We start from the raw sequence: 16,874 nt of genomic DNA, 5'->3' as shown, positions 1-16,874 counted from the left end.
GCCGCGGGTCAGCGCTTGGCGCCGAAGTTCTGCACCCACCAAGGGCCGCTGGCGGTGAGCGTCACGCCGACGCCGATGTCCTCGAAGGAGCAGTTGAGGATGTTCTCGCGGTGGCCGGGGCTGTCCATCCAGTCCGCCATCGCCTCGGCCGGAGTCTTCGGCCCTCGGTGGATGTTCTCCCCCCAGGTCGACCAGGAGTACCCGGCGCCGGTCATCCGGTCGCCCGCGGAACGGCCCTCCGGGCTGTCGTGCTCGTAGTAGTCCCGCGCGGACATGTCGTCGGAGTGCCCCTGGGCGGCGGTCCGCAGGTGGCTCTCGGCGCGGAGCGGCCCGCAGCCGGCCTTCTCCCGCTCGGCGTTGGCGAGGCCGACGACCTCCTGGACGTACGCGGAGACCCTCCCGCCGGCCGCCTCGGTCCCGGTCCCGGACGTGTTCGTGGTCCCGCTGCCGGACCCGGAACCCGAACCGGACCTGGAATCCGTCCCGGACCCGGACCTGGAATCCGTCCCGGACCCGGACCCGGAACCCGTGGAACCGCCCGGCTGCCGCCCCTGCTCGGTCCCGTGCCCGGACTGCCCCCGCCCGGCCGAGGAGGGAGGACCGGGCGTCTGCGTCGCTGCCTTCGTCGTCTGTGCGGACTCCGGCCGAGGGGGCGTGGTCCGGGCCGCCGGCGACGTCGCCGCGGAGCGGGCGGGCGCGGGTGCGGTCGAGGGGGGAGACGTGGAGGGAGTCGCGGCCTCCCGCACCGGCGTGGCCTTGCCGGGCGAGGCTCCCGCGGCGTCCGGGACGGTCTCGGGTGCGGCGACGGCCGAGGGACCGGCGGCCGGTGCGGGGGCGGCGACGTACCACCCGGCGGCCACCGTCAGGACGACGGCCGCGGCCCCGGCGGCGGTGACGGCGGCGCGGAAGCCGGGACGCCGCGGGCCGCGTCGGCGCGAGCCGCGGCCCTTGGCGCTCTTCCGGTGGCGCCCGCCGTCCCGCACGGAGTGATCGAGCCGTACGACGTGCCCGTCGTGGTCCGGGTGCCCGTCGAGGGCGACGTGTTCAGGGTCTTCGGGGTGACCGGGATGGTCGTGGTGTCGCATGGAGCTCCGCTCTCTCGCCGAGGTCGCCGCACGGTCCGGCGCTTGGGGAGAGCCACCGGGACGACGGCGATAACACTTTCCGGCCCCGGCCGCCCCGACACTCCTCGTCAACCCGACGCGTCAATGCACGTCCGAGGCTTTCAGCCCTGCGGGATCACCGCCACCGGGCACGGCGCGAGATGGAGCGCCGCGTGGGCCACGGAACCGATGCGCGGGCCCACGGCGCCGGGCTTGGCCCGGCGACCGACCACGAGGAGTTGCGCGGCCCCCGAGGCGGAGAGCAGTACCTGACCGGCGCTGCCCAGTTCGACGTGCTCCGTCACCGGCACCTCGGGGAACCGCTCCCGCCAGGGCGCCAAGGCCTCGCGCAGCGCCTTCTCCTCGTACGGGACGAGACCGCCGGCCTCGTCGGCGAGCCGCATCGACGCCGGGCTGTACGCGTAGAGGGGAGGCAGGTTCCAGGCGCGGACGGCCCGCACCGCCGCCCCGCGCGCGGCGGCGGTTCCGAAGGCGAAGCCGAGCGCCGCGGCACTGTCCTCGGGGCTGCCGAGCTGGCCGACGAGGACGTCACCGACCGGCGGTTCGGAGGGCTGGCCGTCGCGGCACCTGACGGCCACCACGGGCCGGCCGGCGGCGGCGATGATCTGCTGCCCGTACGAGCCGAGCAGGAAGCCGACGAGGGCGCCTTGGCCGCGCGAGCCGATGACGAGCATCTCGGCCCGCGACTCGGTGCCGAGCAGCGCCGCGACCGGGGTGTCGTGCAGCACCTCGGCCATGAGGGTGACGTCCGGGTGGTCGCGTGCGACCGTCGCCTCGGCCTCGCGCAGGACCTCTTGGGCTGCCCGCTCCTGGCCCGCGCGGTCCCGGAGCAGCGGGTGGTCGAGGCGTTCGAAGCGCCAGGCGTGGACGAGCCGCAGCGGGAGTCCCCGGTGCAGGGCCTCGCGGGCGGCCCAGTCGGCCGCGGCGAGACTCTCCGGGGAACCGTCCACTCCTGCGACGATCTCACGACTCATCGGACTGCCTCCGTCGATAGCGTGCCGGGCCGGCCGGGCGGCCGGGCCCTCCTCCCTCCAGCTTGGGCCCATCGGCAGCCCGACGAGAGGGACGGACGTCCCGACATGCCGGACCGTCCGTCCCTTCTGCGGTGTCGTCCGGTCAGGCCCGGTCCCGTCTGGTCAGGCCCGGTCCCGTCCGGTCAGGCCCGGTCCGGTGCGGTGTCGTCCGGTCCGGTGCGGTGTCGTCCGGTCCGGTCCCGCCTGGTCTCGTCCGGTGCCGTCCGGTCAGGTCAGGCCGGCAGGGTGAGCCGCGCGTGGGCGCCGTTGAGGTAGTGGTCGCCGATGTCGCGGAGCCGGTGCGCCGGCTGTGTATGGGCGGTGAGCGCACGGGCGTTGCGCCAGAAGCGGTCGAATCCCGGCCCTCCTGACCGGGCGTCGGCCCCCTCGGCTCCGTCGACGAGTTCGAGGACGCGGGTCGTGACGCGTATGGCGGCCCGGCTGGTGATCGTCTCGGCGGCGGAGACCAGGACGGCGATGTCGGCGCGTTCCTCGGGGCTCAGCGCCCGTCCGGCGAGGAGTCCGCGGGCCAGGGCGTCCGTCGCCCGCTCGACCACGGCCGAGGCGGCGTGTGCGGTCGTGGCCAGCTCGCCGTAGGCCAGGAGCAGGTAGGGATCGTCGCCCGTCCCCAGCGGATCCGGGCCGACGGTGGACGGGCCGCCGGCCGGGTGGGCCACGGCCGGTCCGACCTGTCCGGCGCGGCTGATGTCCCGGGCCTCGGCGAGCGCCCCCTCGGCGATGCCCAGCCCGACCTGGACGAGGAGGAGCCGCAGGGCGAGCGGGGCGAGGCCGGCGAAGGGGATGACGTCGTGTTCGTCGTGGGGGAGCAGGCCGAGGACGTCGCCGGCCGGGACCGGGACGTGGTCGAAGGTGACGGTGCCCGCGCCGGAGAGCCGTTGCCCGACCCGGTCCGTGCCGGCGTCGGTGAACACGCCGGGATGCGCCGGGTCCACCAGGACGATCAGCCGGTCGCCGGTCCCGCCGGGCCGGGCGCCGACGACCAGCCGGTCTGCCACGGCGACGCCGGAGGCGAACGCGCGGCGCCCGTCGAGGATCCAGCCGTCCGCGTCGGGTGTGAGCCGGAGTCCGGGCTCCTTCTCGGTGCGCGGCGGCTCGACGCCCCCGGCGAGCAGCCAGTGCTCCTCGGCCGTCCGCACGTCGAGGGTGGTGGGACCGTCGCCCGCGCGGGCGGGCTCCGGGTCCTCCGCCGGGCCGAAGAAGCGGCTGCTCCAGGACAGGACGTAGTGGTGGGCGAGGAGTTCGCCGACCGAGCTGTCGGCGGCGGAGATCTCCCGTACGACCGCGGACGCGGCCCGCCAGTCCGCACCCCGCCGGTTCGCCCCGGGCGCCGTGAGGAGGGCGGGCAGTCCGGCCTCCTGAAGCCGGGCGACCTCGTCGAAGGGGGCCTTGCCGGCCCGGTCCCGCGCGGGGGCGTCGACGGCGAGATCGTCGGCGAGCTCACGGGTGACGCGGGGCCAGATCTCGTCGTCCGCAGGCCGGTCGGCCGGTGCCGGGACGATGCGTATCGCGGTTCTCCTGACCGATTTCCTCGGCGTACTCACGTCACCTCACCCGATCCCCTGTATTCCCACTGAAGTACTAGGGATAGTGACAGAGGCAGTCGCCCGCCCCCAAGGGGCATCCGAAAGCTGGACACGTGCGTCTTGATCTGTGAGACATCGTCATGTCGGCGCAGGTCGTGCGGAGTTCTCCACCCACGAGAATCGGCGGAATGAGAGAATTTCGGACACCCGCTCGGCTTGTCCCTCGACCTCGCGCCGTGTCGGACGGTCGCGCGGCGGGACAAATTCCGGTGCATGCCGTTGGCGAACTGGTCAGACTCTCGGCATGACAGCGAAGATCAGCCGCATCAATCCCGATCTGTTGCACGAGACGCCGGGCTACCACCACATCACCGTGGTGGAGGCCGGACGAACGGCCTATCTCGCGGGGCAGTGCCCCCTCGACCGGAGCGGCGCACTCGTAGGTCAGGGTTCCCTCGACGTGCAGGTCGGTCAGGTGGTCGCGAACGCACTCGCCGCCCTTGCGGCGGTGAACGCCCAGCCGCAGCACGTGGTGCGTTCGGTGATCTACGTACGGAGCGACGACAGAGGGGACCTGGGGCTTGTCTGGAACCGGCTCACGACTTCCGCCCTCGGGCCGGCCTTCACGTCCGCCAGCACGCTCCTGGGAGTGGCGCAGCTGGGCTTCGCGGGGCAGCTGGTCGAGGTGGACCTCACCGTCGCGCTGCCCGACTGAGCGACCTCACGCCACGAGCGGTGTCCCGAAACCGCTCGGCCCGCATGGCGGCTTCCTCCCAGTGCGATCCCGGGCTCCGGGCCGGCCGATCAGGGGTTGGTCCAGGCCTCCGGGTCGTCCGCGAGCGCGGCGATCCCCGCCGGCAGTTCGGCCGACGCGACCTCCGCGAGCGAGACCCCGAGCACTTCGCGCACACTGGCGCGCAGCGCGATCCACAGCGGGAGCAGCGACTCGGCGGGCCCCGTGTACGCGAGGTCCGGCGGCCGCTCCCCGCGTACGGAGACCAGCGGGCCCTCCACGCAGCGGATGACCTCCGCGACCGAGATCGACTCGGCCGGCCTCGCCAGCCAGTACCCGCCGTTGCCGCCGCGCTGGCTCTGGACGAGCCCGCCCTTGCGCATGTCGCCCAGGATGCCCTCCAGGAACTTGTGCGAGATCCCCTGGACTTCGGCGATCGCCTCGGCCTTCAGCGGCCCCGCGTCCTGGGCTGCGGCGAGCTGGAGGGCGGCCCGCACCGCGTAGTCGGCCCTGGCTGAAATGCGCATGCGCGCATTATTCCGTACGCCCCCGGCCCGACACGCGCGCCCCGGAGGCGGCGCGTCCCGCACCCTTGACGTCACGGGTGACCGGTCGGAGACTCGTCGAAGGAGTAACCGAGTGAACGGGTAGGGAACCATGGGACGCACCGGCCGGCGGGACACCGCACATGCCGCGCCCCTCCCGCGCCCCGTCCCCCTCACCTCGCGGCGCCACATCGACCTGCTGCGGGTCTGCAGCGCAGCCGACTGAAGCCCTCGGTCCGGCCCGCCCGTCCCCTCGTTCCGCCCGCCCGCCAGGGTCCGTCCGCCTCCTCCTTCCCGTTCCTCTGCTGCCTCCCGGCCCTGCGCGGCAGTCGGCGCCGTCGTGTCACCGCGACCGCGCCGGCACCGCCGCGCACCGCCCGGACCCAGCACCGAGCACCCTCCAGGGAGAAGCATGTTCGTCGTCCCGTCCTCGCTCCTGCCCGCCTCCGCCGTGCCCGCCTTCCGCGGCCGGATCGGCCGCGACGTGCGCAGCGGCCACTACGCCGTACCGCACCGCTACCGGCTCCACCTGGCGCCCTCGGGCCCCGGCTGTCTGAGCATCGCCCTCACCCACGGCCTGCTCGGCCTCGACGACACGCTCCCGCTGACCGTGCTCCCCGCGACCCCCGACACTCCCGACGGCGGATACGCGGCACTCCGCCCGCTGTACGAGGCGAGCGCCCACCTGTACGCGGGGCCCGCCGCCGCGCCCGTACTGAGCGACGGATGGACCGGGCGGATCGTCAGCACCCATGTCCCCGACATCCTGCGGGACCTCGCCCTGCGCTTCCGGGGGGACGGCCCCGACCTGGTGCCCGAGGAGCACCGGGGCGAGATCGAGGCCATGGCCGACCTGTGCGAGCGGAGCATCAACAGGGCCGCCCAGCGCGCCGGTGAACTCGGCCTCGACGGCGACGCCGCCCACCACGACCCGCTCGGCGTCCTCTTCTCGGCGCTCGGCTCCCTGGAGCGGCGCCTCGCTGACCGCTCTTACATCCTCGGCGACCGCCCCACCGCCGCCGACGTGCAGGTCTGGGTCACCCTCGTCCAGCTCGACACCGTCCACCGCTGGCATCTGGACGCCGCCGCGATGGACCGGGTCGCCGCCCACCCCGCCCTCTGGGCCTACGCCCAACGCCTGGCCGCCCGTCCCGAGTTCGCCCGTCACCTCGACATCGACGCCGTACTGAGCCGGCACCGCGCCCACTGTCGCGGCCACGAGGCCGCGGGCGCCGGGATCAGGATCGTCGACTGGTCGGGCGCCTCCGGCTGACGACGACAGGCTCGGCAGTCGGCAGTCGGCAGTCGGCAGTCAGCGATCAGTGATCAGCAGTCGGCCGCCGACAGCCGACAGCCGACAGCCGACAGCCGACAGCCGACAGCCGGCTCGGACGGACGGACGGCGGCCGCCTCGGATCGCCCACCCGGGCAGCCTCCGCGGTCTCAGCCGATGCGGTGGCCCGCCAGGGGAGCCGTGTCGTCGCCCGTGCCCGCACGGACCCCGCGGAGGAAGGCCTCCACGGCCTCGAGCGAGCTCGCCGACGGCTCCCACTCCAGCTCCCGCCGGGCCCGCTCGGTGGAGAGCAGGGGCATGTGCAGCAGCGCGTCGAAGAGCCCGGGGGAGGCCTGCGCGAGCCGCAGGCGCCACGCCGCCGACAGTGCGCCGCGTACCGCCCCGGCGGGGACCTTCACGGGCCGGGCGTTCAGCAGGCGGCCGAGGCTGTCGGCGTCGAGCACCGGGTCGGCGGCGAGGTTGAACGCGCCGCGGACGTCCCGGAGGATCGCCCTCCGGTAGGCGTCGGCGGCGTCCTCGGTGTGCAGGACCTGGAAGCGGAGACCCTCGAACTCCGGGAGCAACGGCATCAGCTCCGGCCGCATCAGCTGGCCGGGGAAGAACCGGCCCGCGAAGATCCGCCGCTGCCCGCTCGCCGACTCCTCCTTGAAGAGGAAGGAGGGGCGCATCCGGACCACCCGAGTGAGCGGATGGTCGCGCTCGAAGGTGTCGAGGACCCGTTCCAGATAGGCCTTTTCCCGGGTGTACGCGGCGCCGGGCCAGCCGTGCGTCGGCCAGGCCTCGGACACCGGCGCGCCGCCCTTCGGGCCGGGGGAGTACGCGCCGACCGAGGAGGCGTGCACGAGGACCGGCACCCGCGCCGCCGCGACCGCGTCGAAGACGCGCACCGCGCCGAGGACATTGGTCCGCCAGGTCTCCACCGGATCGTGCGTCGGGCCGAAGCGCCAGGCCAGGTGCACGACCGCGTCCGCGTCCGCCACGTACTGGGCGAGCCGGGGCTCGTCGCCCTCCAGGGAGAGGTCGACCTCCGCCCACTCCACCCCGGGCAGCTCCAGGCCGGGCCTGCGGCGGGCGAGGCCGAGGACGGAGCCGACCAGCGGCTCGCGGGCCAGCGCCCGCACCAGGCTCGTGCCGACGTTGCCGGTGGCGCCGGTGACGACCACCCGCTGTTGCGCGCTCGGGTTCATGTCTCCGACCCTCCGCCATGGACGGCGGAACCGCACTCCGGGAGCCGCCCCGTCACGCGCTGTGCCCGTGCGGGTCGCGGGCGTGGCCGACGACCGTCAGGATGGAGCGACTCGGGAGCCATGAGACAGGAGTAACCCGATGCTGCTGCCCGACGCGAACACGGTCGACCGGCTGCTCCGCCACTACCGCACCCAGGAGCGGTCCGTGCTCGCCAGGCCGTGCGACCTGTCGGTCCGCCGACGCTTCGAGGACACGGCGTACACCCTCTGCGTCCTGATGGGAGAGCGCACCGCGCACGAGGCGGTCCGCGCCGCCGAGCGGTACGTCGCCCAGGGCCGCCCCGCGCCCAGGGAGGCCCTGGAGGGCCTGGCGGGGAGCTGACCCGCGGGTTCCGGTCAGGAACCGAGAAGCGTGGCCGTCGGGGCCCGGCTAGCGTGGCCGTCGTGGGCATCGCCTTTTCCCGGGCACCGGGGGCGAAGCGGTGCGAGGATCGCGATGATCGCGATTCGACCCGTCCGACAGAGGAGAAACGATGAGCCAGGCTGCCCCGAGGACGGGCAAGCGGTCGGCGGCGCCGCACGCCGCCGACACCCACGACACGATCCGGGTGCTCGGAGCCCGCGAGAACAACCTCAAGGACGTCAGCATCGAGATCCCGAAGCGCCGGCTCACGGTCTTCACGGGCGTCTCCGGCTCCGGCAAGAGCTCCCTGGTGTTCGACACGATCGCCGCCGAGTCGCAGCGGATGATCAACGAGACGTACAGCGCCTTCGTCCAGGGCTTCATGCCGACCCTCGCCCGGCCCGAGGTCGACGTCCTCGAAGGACTGACGACCGCGATCATCGTCGACCAGCAGCGGATGGGCGCCGACCCCCGCTCCACCGTCGGCACCGCCACCGACGTCAACGCGATGCTCCGCATCCTCTTCAGCCGCCTGGGCAAGCCGCACATCGGCCCGCCCAGCGCCTACGCGTTCAACGTCCCCTCGGTGAGGGCGAGCGGCGCGATCACCGTCGAGAAGGGCGACAAGAAGGCCGTGAAGGCGACCTTCCAGCGCACCGGCGGCATGTGTACCCGCTGCGAGGGCCGGGGCACCGTCTCCGACATCGACCTCGGCCAGCTCTACGACGACACCCAGTCGCTCAACGAGGGCGCCCTCACCATCCCCGGCTACACGGCGGGCGGCTGGAACTACCGCCTCTACACCGAGTCGGGTCTCGTCGACCCGGACAAGCCGATCCGCAAGTACACCAAGAAGGAACTCCACGACTTCCTCCACCACGAGCCGACGCGGATGAAGATCGCGGGCATCAACATGACCTACGAAGGTCTGGTCCCGCGCATCCAGAAGTCCTTCCTGTCCAAGGACAAGGAGGGCATGCAGCCGCACATCCGGGCCTTCGTCGACCGGGCGGTCACCTTCACCACCTGCCCCGAGTGCGACGGCACGCGCCTCAGCGAGGGCGCCCGGGCCTCGAAGATCAAGAAGATCAGCATCGCCGACGCCTGCGCCATGCAGATCAGCGACCTCGCCACCTGGGTCCGCGGACTCGACGAGCCCTCCGTGGCACCGCTCCTGAAGGCCCTGGGGGACACCCTCGACTCCTTCGTGGAGATCGGCCTCGGCTACCTCTCGCTCGACCGGCCCGCCGGGACCCTCTCGGGCGGCGAGGCGCAGCGCGCCAAGATGATCCGGCACCTCGGTTCCTCGCTGACCGACGTCACGTACGTCTTCGACGAGCCCACCATCGGCCTGCACCCCCACGACATCCAGCGGATGAACGACCTGCTGCTCCGACTGCGCGACAAGGGCAACACGGTGCTCGTCGTGGAGCACAAGCCGGAGACGATCGCGATCGCCGACCACGTCGTCGACCTCGGCCCCGGCGCCGGCACGGGCGGCGGCACGGTCTGCTTCGAGGGCACCGTCGAGGCGCTGCGGGCGGGGGACACCATCACCGGGCGGCACTTCGACGACCGGTCGTCCGTCAAGGACGCGGTGCGGACGCCCACCGGAACCCTGGAGATCCGCGGCGCGTCGGCGCACAACCTCCGCGACGTCGACGTCGACATCCCGCTCGGCGTGCTCGCGGTCGTCACCGGGGTGGCCGGCTCCGGCAAGAGCTCGCTCGTGCACGGGTCGATCCCGGCCGGCGAGGAGGTCGTCTCCGTCGACCAGAGCCCCATCCGGGGCTCGCGCCGCAGCAACCCCGCCACCTATACGGGGCTGCTCGAACCGATCCGCAAGGCCTTCGCCAAGGCCAACGGCGTGAAGCCCGCGCTGTTCAGCGCCAACTCCGAGGGCGCCTGCCCGACCTGCAACGGCGCGGGAGTCATCTACACCGACCTGGGGATGATGGCCGGGGTCGCGACGACCTGCGAGGACTGCGAGGGCAAGCGGTTCCAGGCCTCGGTCCTCGAATACCACCTCGGCGGCAAGGACATCAGCGAGGTGCTCGCGATGTCGGTGACCGAGGCCGAGGAGTTCTTCGCGGAGGGTGAGGCGCGCACCCCGGCCGCGCACAAGATCCTCGACCGGCTCGCCGACGTCGGCCTCGGCTACCTCAGCCTCGGGCAGCCGCTCACCACGCTCTCCGGCGGCGAGCGGCAACGGCTCAAGCTGGCCACGCACATGGGCGACAAGGGCGGGATCTACGTCCTCGACGAGCCGACCACCGGCCTTCACCTCGCCGACGTCGAGCAGCTCCTCGGCCTGCTCGACCGGCTCGTCGACTCCGGGAAGTCGGTCATCGTCGTCGAGCACCACCAGGCGGTCATGGCCCACGCCGACTGGATCATCGACCTCGGCCCGGGCGCCGGCCACGACGGCGGCACGATCGTCTTCGAGGGCACTCCCGCGAAGCTCGTCGCCGACCGCTCGACCCTCACCGGCGAGCACCTCGCGGCCTACGTGGGCGCCTGACCGCACAGCCCAGGGGGTGCCCGGCGGATCAACGGGCACCCCTCCGGCAGCCGGACCGTGCGACGCCCACCGGACGGTCGTCCGCACGACCGTCCGATGTCTCCAGTGGCGCCGCACGACCGGCGGTTCCTGACCCCCCGTCCCCCGTGGCTCGGCGTACTCCGTGCCCCGTGGCCCGTGTACCCCGTTCCTCCATGGCCGGTGTAATCCGTCCCCCGTGGCCGGCGTAACCCGTGCCACCCGGCCCGCGTACACCGTCCCCCCGCGTACACCGTCCCCCCGCGTACACCGTCCCCCTGCGTACACCGTCCCCCGTGGCCTGCGTACCCCGAGGCCTTCGGGCGTGTGCTGTCAGACCCGGTGCGCCGCCCTGCGCCGCAAGGCCCACAGCGCGAGGGCCGCCGCGCAGGCCGAGCCCACCAGCGCCAACGGCAGCCGAGCCGCAGGACCGTCCTCGCCCGGGGAGCCCTCGTGGGCGGCGGCCATCGCCGCCCCGGCCCGCGGCGCCCCACCGGCCGCGACGGGGACGTCGTCGTCCTCGCGGTCGCCGGCACGCGCCGCCGCCACGGCCCGGGCGCCCGCATCGGCCGCGGCCTTCGTCCGCTCCGGCAGCAGCGAGCCCACGGGCTGCACCCGCCCCGCGGCCTCGAAGCCCCAGTCGAGCAGTGAGCGGGCCTCCTCGTAGACGGTGAGCCCGCCGCCGCCCTGCGGGTTCATCACCGAGACGACCAGCGTCCGGCCGCCCCGGCGCGCCGCCGAGATCAGCGTGTTGCCCGCGTTCGTCGTGTAGCCGTTCTTGATGCCGATGAGCCCCGGGTAGCGGGCGACGCCGTCTTCGCCCGTGAGGAGCCGGTTGGTGTTGGCGATGCCGTACGACCAGGAACCCGCCGGGAAGTCCGCGTACGGCGTGGAGCAGTACCGCGTGAAGGCCGGGTCCTGGAGCCCGGCCCGCCCGAAGACCGCGAGGTCGTACGCGGAGGACACCTGGCCCGGGGCGTCGTACCCGTCGGGGGAGACCACATGGGTGTCCCGGGCGCCGAGGGAGCGGGCCTTCTCCTGCATCTTCCGGGACATCGAGTCCCAGCCGCCGTTCATCGCGGCGAGGACGTGCACGGCGTCGTTGCCCGAGCTGAGGAAGACGCCGTTCCACAGGTCCGACACCTTGTACGTGTACCCCTCCTTGATCCCGACGAGGCTGCTGCCCGCCCCGATCCCGGTCAGCTCGGAATCGGCCACGGTGTGCTGATCGGACGGGTCGTTGTGGGGGAGCGCGGTGAGTGCGAAGAGCGCCTTGAGGGTGCTGGCCGGCGGCAGTCTGCGGTGGGCGTTCCGCGCGGCGAGGACCTCGCCCGAGGACGCGTCCGCCACCACCCACGAGAGGGCGGACAGCTCGGGGACGGACGGCGCCCCCGGCAGCCGCTGCACCTGCGTGCCCTTCCGGTCGAGCCGCGCGGGGTCGACGAACCTCGGTGCGGGCGGCGTCGGCTCTCCGAGGGAGGAGCCGGGGGAGAGGGGACGGGCGGGGGAGGCCGTGGCCGCCGGGGCGGGCAGCACGAACAGCAGCGCCGCGGTACCGGCGGCAGCATGACGGACAGCTGACGTGACGATCATTCAGCCACATTAGGAAGGAGGGGTGGCCCGCGCAGATCGGAGTGCGCCGACCGGCTTAGAGGTTCCGGCGTACGGCCGCACGCCGTGCGCCCGCCCGGGGGAGGGCGGAGCCGCACCGGCCCGTCAAACTGCTGTCGGTGCCGCAGGGCATCCTGGTGACGTGCCCTCACACCCGAACCAGAACAACGCCGTTCCGGCCGCCGGAGCAGGAACCGGAGCGCCACCGGCCGGAAGCCCTCCCGGGACCGTCCCGCCCGCCGGAGCGCCTCCTGCCGGAGCTCCTCCCACCGGATCGCCTGTCCCCGGCGCGGCCGCCAGGCCGGTGCCCGGTCCCGCGCGCGCCCCGGGAGGCCCGGCCGGCGGGGCTTTCGGCGGGCCCTTCGGCGCGCCCGCCTTCCGGGCCGAGCGGCAGCCCCGTGCGGCCCCCGCCGGACACATGGTCGTCTGCGGGGACGACGCCCTCGCCCACCGCCTCGCGGGCGAACTGCACGGGGTGTACGGAGAGCGGGTCACCCTCCTCGTGCCCGTACGGCCCGACGCCCCGCCCCTCCCCGCCGCCCGCACGGGCGGCCGGGCGCTCGCCCTCTTCGGCCGCGTCACCGCCGCCGTCACGCGCACGACCGCGGCGACCGGGGCGGCGGCCACCGCCGCGTCCGGAGGCGACGCGGACGGCGACGAGCCGGCGGGCACGCTCCGGATCGTCGAAGCGGCGGAGGCCGACGACCGGGCCCTCGTGGACGCCGGAGTCGAGCGCGCCGCCGCGCTCGCGCTCGTCCACGACGACGACGAGACCAACATCCGGGCCGCGCTCACGGCCCGCCGCCTCAACCCCCGGCTGCGCCTGGTCATCCGGCTCTACAACCGCAAGCTCGGCCAGCACCTCGAACACCTCCTGGACCAGGCCGCGGCCGTCGCCGAGCCCGGCCTCGACCCCGAGAAGCTCGACGCCGCCACCACCGTCCTCTCCGACGCCGACACCGCGGCCCCCGGACTCGCCGCGGCGGCCGTCGCGGGCACCAGCAAGGTCGTCCAGGCGGGCGGACTCCTGCTGCACGCCGTCGAGCGGACACCGCCCGCGGGCGAGGCTCCCGACCCCGGCCGGCTCACCCTCGCGCTGCTCTCCGCCACGGCCGGCGACCCGGCGGGCTGCGAGGGCTCCGAGCGCAGCGGCGACGACGGCCCGCGCCTCCTGCCCGACGACCGTACGGTGGCCGCCGCGACCGGCCGGGCCGCCGTGACCCTCGAAGCGGTCACCCCCGCCGCCCCGACCGTCCCGACGGGCCGCTTCGGCGGCACCGGACTGCCCGTCGGCTCGCTCTTCTCCCGCCGCCTGCGCTGGTCCCTCGCCGGAGCCGCCGCCGCCGTCCTCGCCCTGGCCCTCGCCTCGACCTTCACCACCGGCGACCACCCCCTGCACGCCGCCTATCTGACGCTCCTCGACATCTTCGCCATCGGCGACCCGGCGGTCGGCGAGCCGACCAGCCGTCAGGTCCTCCAGATCCTCGCCGGATTCGTCGGACTGCTCCTGCTCCCGGTGATCGTCGCCGCCCTCCTCGAAGGGCTCGGCACCTTCCGCACGGCGACCACCCTGCGCCGGCCGCCCCGTGGGCTGCACGGCCACGTCGTCCTCCTCGGCCTCGGCAAGGTCGGCACCCGTGTCCTCGGCCGGCTCCGCAGGATGGGGATCCCCGTCGTGTGCGTCGAGTCGGACCCGGAGGCGCGCGGCATCGCGCTGGCCCGCCGGCTGCGCGTCCCGACCGTCATCGGCGACGTCACGGAGGAAGGCGTCCTGGAGGCCGCCCGCGTCCACCGGGCCCACGCCCTCCTCGCCCTGACCAGCGTCGACATCACCAACCTGGAGGCCGCGCTCTCCGCCCGCTCGGTCGCCCCCGACCTGCGGGTCGTGCTCCGCCTGTACGACGACGACTTCGCCACCGCCGTCTACCGCACCCTGCGCACCGCCCACCCCGAGGCGCTCACCCGGAGCCGCAGCGTCTCCCACCTCGCCGCGCCCGCCTTCGCGGGGGCCATGATGGGCCGCCAGGTCCTCGGGGCCGTACCCGTCGAGCGGCGCGTCCTGCTCTTCGCCGCCGTCGACGTCGCGGACCATCCGTTCCTGGAGGGCCGCACGGTCGCCGAGGCCTTCACACCAGGAGCCTGGCGGGTCATCGCCCTGGCCCGGAGCGCCGGTTCTCACGGCGCCGGGGCATCGCCCCAGGGCTGGCGTCTCGCCCCGGATCGGGTGCTCGGCCCGGGCGACCGGGTGATCGTCGCGGCGACCCGCCGGGGCCTGGCGGAACTCCTCGGCCGCGGCACCACAGAGGGCCGCACCCCGGACAACACCTCACCCACATCCGGGGGTTGACCGTAGGATCTGACCGCCTGCGAGCCGCACGGGCCCGCCGTCGCAGTCAGGAGCGCCCTCCGTGAACACCCCGCACAGCGCCGCACCCGGCCGCCCGCCGCACGGCATGGACCCGGCCGGAGGCTGCCCGCACGCGGCCAACGCCCGGCTCCTCGCCGAGGGTGCCGTGGCTGCCGTGGTCCTCCCCGGCGAGATCGAGGGCATGGCGGTCCTCGGCCACGACGCGCTCCGTGACTTCCTCTCCCACCCCGACGTGGCCAAGGGCGCCCAGCACTTCACCGCCCTCGCCGAGGGCCGGATACCCGACGGCTGGCCGCTGCGCACCTTCGCCACCGTGCCCGGCATGACCACGGCGGACGGCGCCGACCACCGGCGCCTGCGCGCCCTGGTCAGCAGCGCCTTCACCGCACGCCGGGTCGAGGAGCTCCGCCCGCGCGTCGAGGCCGTCACGTCAGGACTCCTCGACGGCCTCGCCGAAGCGGCCCGCACCGGCGCAGGCACCGCCGACCTGCGCCGCCACTACGCGCTCCCGCTGCCCCTCGGGGTCATCTGCGAACTCCTCGGCGTCGACCCCGCCCACCAGGACCGGCTGCACCACCTGTCCAGCCTCGTGGTCGCCACCGACACCGAGCCCGCGCGGGCCGTCGCCGCCAACCGCGAACTCGTCGAGCTCCTCGCCTCCATCGCCGCCGACAAGGCCCGTACCCCCGGCGACGACCTCACCAGCGCCCTCATCGCCGCCCGGGACGAGGGCGGCGACCGGCTGAGCCAGCCCGAGCTGATCGGCACCCTGCTCCTGATGATCATCGCGGGCCACGAGACCACGCTGAACCTCGTCACCAACGCCGTACGGGCACTCTGCGGTCACCGCGAGCAGCTCGCCCTCGTCCTCGAAGGCCGGGCCTCGTGGGCGGACGTGGTGGAGGAGACCCTGCGCTGGGACAGCCCGGTCAGCTACTTCCCGTTCCGCTACCCCACCCGCGACCTCACGGTCGACGGCACCCTCATCCCCAAGGGCACGCCCGTCCTCGCCGGATACTCGGCGGCGGGCCGCGACGCGAAGGCACACGGCCCGGACGCCGACCGCTTCGACATCACCCGCGCCACGACGACGAAGCACCTCTCCCTGGGCCACGGCCCCCACTACTGCCTGGGCGCCCCACTCGCCCGCATGGAGGCCGCGATCGCCCTGGAGGCGCTCTTCACCCGCTTCCCCGACCTGGATCTGGCCGTCGCGGAGACCGAGCTGTCGAGCCACGCCGGCTTCGTCGGCAACAGCGTCCGAACCCTCCCGGTCCGCCCTGCCCCCTGACGACCCGCCGTCGACGGCGCTACCCGCTCCACCCCCACACGTCGGCCGGTGAGGCCCGCAGCGAGGAGACGAGGCGCAACAACCGGTCCTCGTTCCCCGAGAGCCCCGCCGCGCGAAGCGCCTCGTCGGCCTCCGCCATCGGATGGGTGAGCATCACCCCGGCGTACGGGGCGAGCTGCGGGTCGGTCAGCACCGCCTGCGTGGACTCCAGCAGCCGCAGGTACGCCTGGGCAGCGGCGCGCTCGGTGGCGGTCATCGTGATCATGTCGGGCTCCCTCTCGACAGGTCTACGCCCACCACCCTCTCGCACGGGTCTGACAATGGGGTTCAGGGCCGTCCCGTGGGATCGCCGGACCAGGGGGCGCCGTCTACACGAGGGGCGTACCGGGCGTGGGCCAGTGCCGGCGGTCGGGAATCAACCTCCGCAGGATCCACAGGCCGGAGCGCAGTTTCCAGTCGCCGGGGGAGCGGATTTCGGAGATGAGCGCGGCGGTGCTCCTGCCGATCGACCGCGAGGCTTCCTCGGTCGCATCCGGGTCCAGGAGTCTGTCGCAGTTGAACCAGGCCAAGCCCCGTGCGACCCGGATCCCGTAATTGGTCAACAGTTCGTCACTACGGGTGAACAGCCTGTCCAGAGAACTGAGCCCGTGAAGGTACCTGGACGAAAGGTCGTCCTGGACCACGTCGATACAGGACGCCAGCAGCTCGTTCATGCGGTGGAAGTCGGCGATGCGGCCGCGGTCGCCCGTGGACGTCGCCATGTGCCGCAACGCCTCGGGCAAGTCGTACGACATGTGGGCCATCATCGAGAAGAGCACGTCCTCCAGCATGTAGGAGTGCCGGAAGCTCGAAGCGGCGAAGACGTCTCGCCATGGCCGAGGGATGGAGTCCGGCAGGTCGTCGGGCTGGAGTTCGCCGGTGGAGCCGCCGGATCGTCCTGCCAGCCATGCGTCGATGCTGTCCATGGCCCTGAAGTAGGCCGATGCGAGCGTCTCGCACAGCTCGGCGACCCACGGCGGGTCGCTGAACGCGGGGGTGCCCGTGTCCAGGCCCGTGGCGAGCGTCGTCGTGAGGCGGTAGTAGGTGTAGGCGAACGCGGCCCGGTGATCCTGTGCGGTCTCGTACTGCCTGACCCGGTCGGCGAGCAACTCGGCGACCAGGGTGACCTTTGCGGCGGGGATCATGAACTCGGCGGTCATCGGGAGTGTGTTCCTGCCGCCCG

14 protein-coding genes are annotated in these 16,874 nt (G+C 73.8%); 6 read left to right on the top strand and 8 right to left on the bottom strand.

Going from position 1 to position 16,874, the window contains the following annotated elements:
* Positions 1–8: 8 nt before the first annotated feature.
* From IE124_RS35380 to IE124_RS18450, 3 genes are all read right to left on the bottom strand, one after another.
* A complete protein-coding gene (locus IE124_RS35380; RefSeq protein WP_268246738.1) occupies positions 9–1,085 on the bottom strand; it encodes a CAP domain-containing protein in 1,077 nt (358 codons plus the stop codon).
* Positions 1,086–1,225: 140 nt separating this feature from the next.
* Positions 1,226–2,098 carry a universal stress protein gene (locus IE124_RS18455; RefSeq protein ID WP_189508866.1) on the bottom strand — a complete coding sequence of 291 codons (873 nt, stop codon included), beginning with the start codon at positions 2,096–2,098 and terminating at the stop codon, positions 1,226–1,228.
* Positions 2,099–2,370: 272 nt separating this feature from the next.
* Positions 2,371–3,699 carry an acyl-CoA dehydrogenase family protein gene (locus IE124_RS18450; RefSeq protein ID WP_189508865.1) on the bottom strand — a complete coding sequence of 443 codons (1,329 nt, stop codon included), beginning with the start codon at positions 3,697–3,699 and terminating at the stop codon, positions 2,371–2,373.
* A gap of 286 nt (positions 3,700–3,985) precedes the next feature.
* Between IE124_RS18450 and IE124_RS18445 the strand changes: the two genes are divergently transcribed.
* Entirely contained in the window at positions 3,986–4,396 is a 411-nt protein-coding gene (locus tag IE124_RS18445; RefSeq protein WP_189508864.1) for a RidA family protein, read from the top strand.
* 89 nt (positions 4,397–4,485) lie between these two features.
* On the opposite strand, the gene IE124_RS18440 is transcribed toward IE124_RS18445, so the two are convergent.
* Positions 4,486–4,941 (bottom strand): RrF2 family transcriptional regulator, encoded by a 456-nt coding sequence (locus IE124_RS18440; protein WP_189508863.1) that lies wholly within the window; start codon positions 4,939–4,941, stop codon positions 4,486–4,488.
* Between the two features lie 430 nt (positions 4,942–5,371).
* Here IE124_RS18440 and IE124_RS18435 point away from each other — a divergent pair, with 430 nt between their 5' ends.
* On the top strand, positions 5,372–6,232 hold the full coding sequence (locus tag IE124_RS18435; RefSeq protein ID WP_189508862.1) for a glutathione S-transferase C-terminal domain-containing protein: 861 nt from the start codon (positions 5,372–5,374) through the stop codon (positions 6,230–6,232).
* Positions 6,233–6,402: 170 nt separating this feature from the next.
* On the opposite strand, the gene IE124_RS18430 is transcribed toward IE124_RS18435, so the two are convergent.
* Positions 6,403–7,440: an NAD-dependent epimerase/dehydratase family protein gene (locus IE124_RS18430; protein WP_189508861.1), complete on the bottom strand. Its 1,038-nt coding sequence runs from the start codon at positions 7,438–7,440 to the stop codon at positions 6,403–6,405.
* A gap of 139 nt (positions 7,441–7,579) precedes the next feature.
* On the opposite strand from IE124_RS18430, the gene IE124_RS18425 reads away from it, so the two are divergent.
* Together IE124_RS18425 and IE124_RS18420 are read left to right on the top strand one after the other, a co-directional pair.
* Positions 7,580–7,822, top strand: a complete 243-nt coding sequence (locus IE124_RS18425) for a DUF5133 domain-containing protein (protein WP_189508860.1) — start codon at positions 7,580–7,582, stop codon at positions 7,820–7,822.
* 151 nt (positions 7,823–7,973) lie between these two features.
* The gene (locus tag IE124_RS18420) at positions 7,974–10,364 is read left to right on the top strand and encodes an ATP-binding cassette domain-containing protein (protein ID WP_189508859.1); all 2,391 of its coding nucleotides are present in this window, start codon (positions 7,974–7,976) and stop codon (positions 10,362–10,364) included.
* Between the two features lie 351 nt (positions 10,365–10,715).
* Here the strand turns inward: IE124_RS18420 and IE124_RS18415 are convergent, their stop codons facing one another.
* A complete protein-coding gene (locus tag IE124_RS18415) occupies positions 10,716–11,975 on the bottom strand; it encodes a D-alanyl-D-alanine carboxypeptidase family protein (protein ID WP_189508858.1) in 1,260 nt (419 codons plus the stop codon).
* Positions 11,976–12,411: 436 nt separating this feature from the next.
* Here IE124_RS18415 and IE124_RS18410 point away from each other — a divergent pair, with 436 nt between their 5' ends.
* Together IE124_RS18410 and IE124_RS18405 are read left to right on the top strand one after the other, a co-directional pair.
* Positions 12,412–14,340, top strand: coding sequence for a potassium channel family protein (locus IE124_RS18410; protein WP_189509176.1), 1,929 nt, complete (start codon positions 12,412–12,414; stop codon positions 14,338–14,340).
* A gap of 106 nt (positions 14,341–14,446) precedes the next feature.
* Positions 14,447–15,652, top strand: coding sequence for a cytochrome P450 family protein (locus tag IE124_RS18405; protein ID WP_189509175.1), 1,206 nt, complete (start codon positions 14,447–14,449; stop codon positions 15,650–15,652).
* 19 nt (positions 15,653–15,671) lie between these two features.
* On the opposite strand, the gene IE124_RS18400 is transcribed toward IE124_RS18405, so the two are convergent.
* Positions 15,672–15,908, bottom strand: a complete 237-nt coding sequence (locus IE124_RS18400) for a hypothetical protein (protein WP_189509174.1) — start codon at positions 15,906–15,908, stop codon at positions 15,672–15,674.
* Positions 15,909–16,020: 112 nt separating this feature from the next.
* Positions 16,021–16,851, bottom strand: a complete 831-nt coding sequence (locus IE124_RS18395; protein ID WP_189508857.1) for a DUF5995 family protein — start codon at positions 16,849–16,851, stop codon at positions 16,021–16,023.
* Between the last annotated feature and the right edge of the window lie 23 nt (positions 16,852–16,874).

It is taken from the genome of Streptomyces narbonensis (assembly GCF_014649015.1).
GTDB lineage: Bacteria > Actinomycetota > Actinomycetes > Streptomycetales > Streptomycetaceae > Streptomyces > Streptomyces narbonensis.
This window is presented reverse-complemented; position numbering and strand designations above follow the sequence as displayed.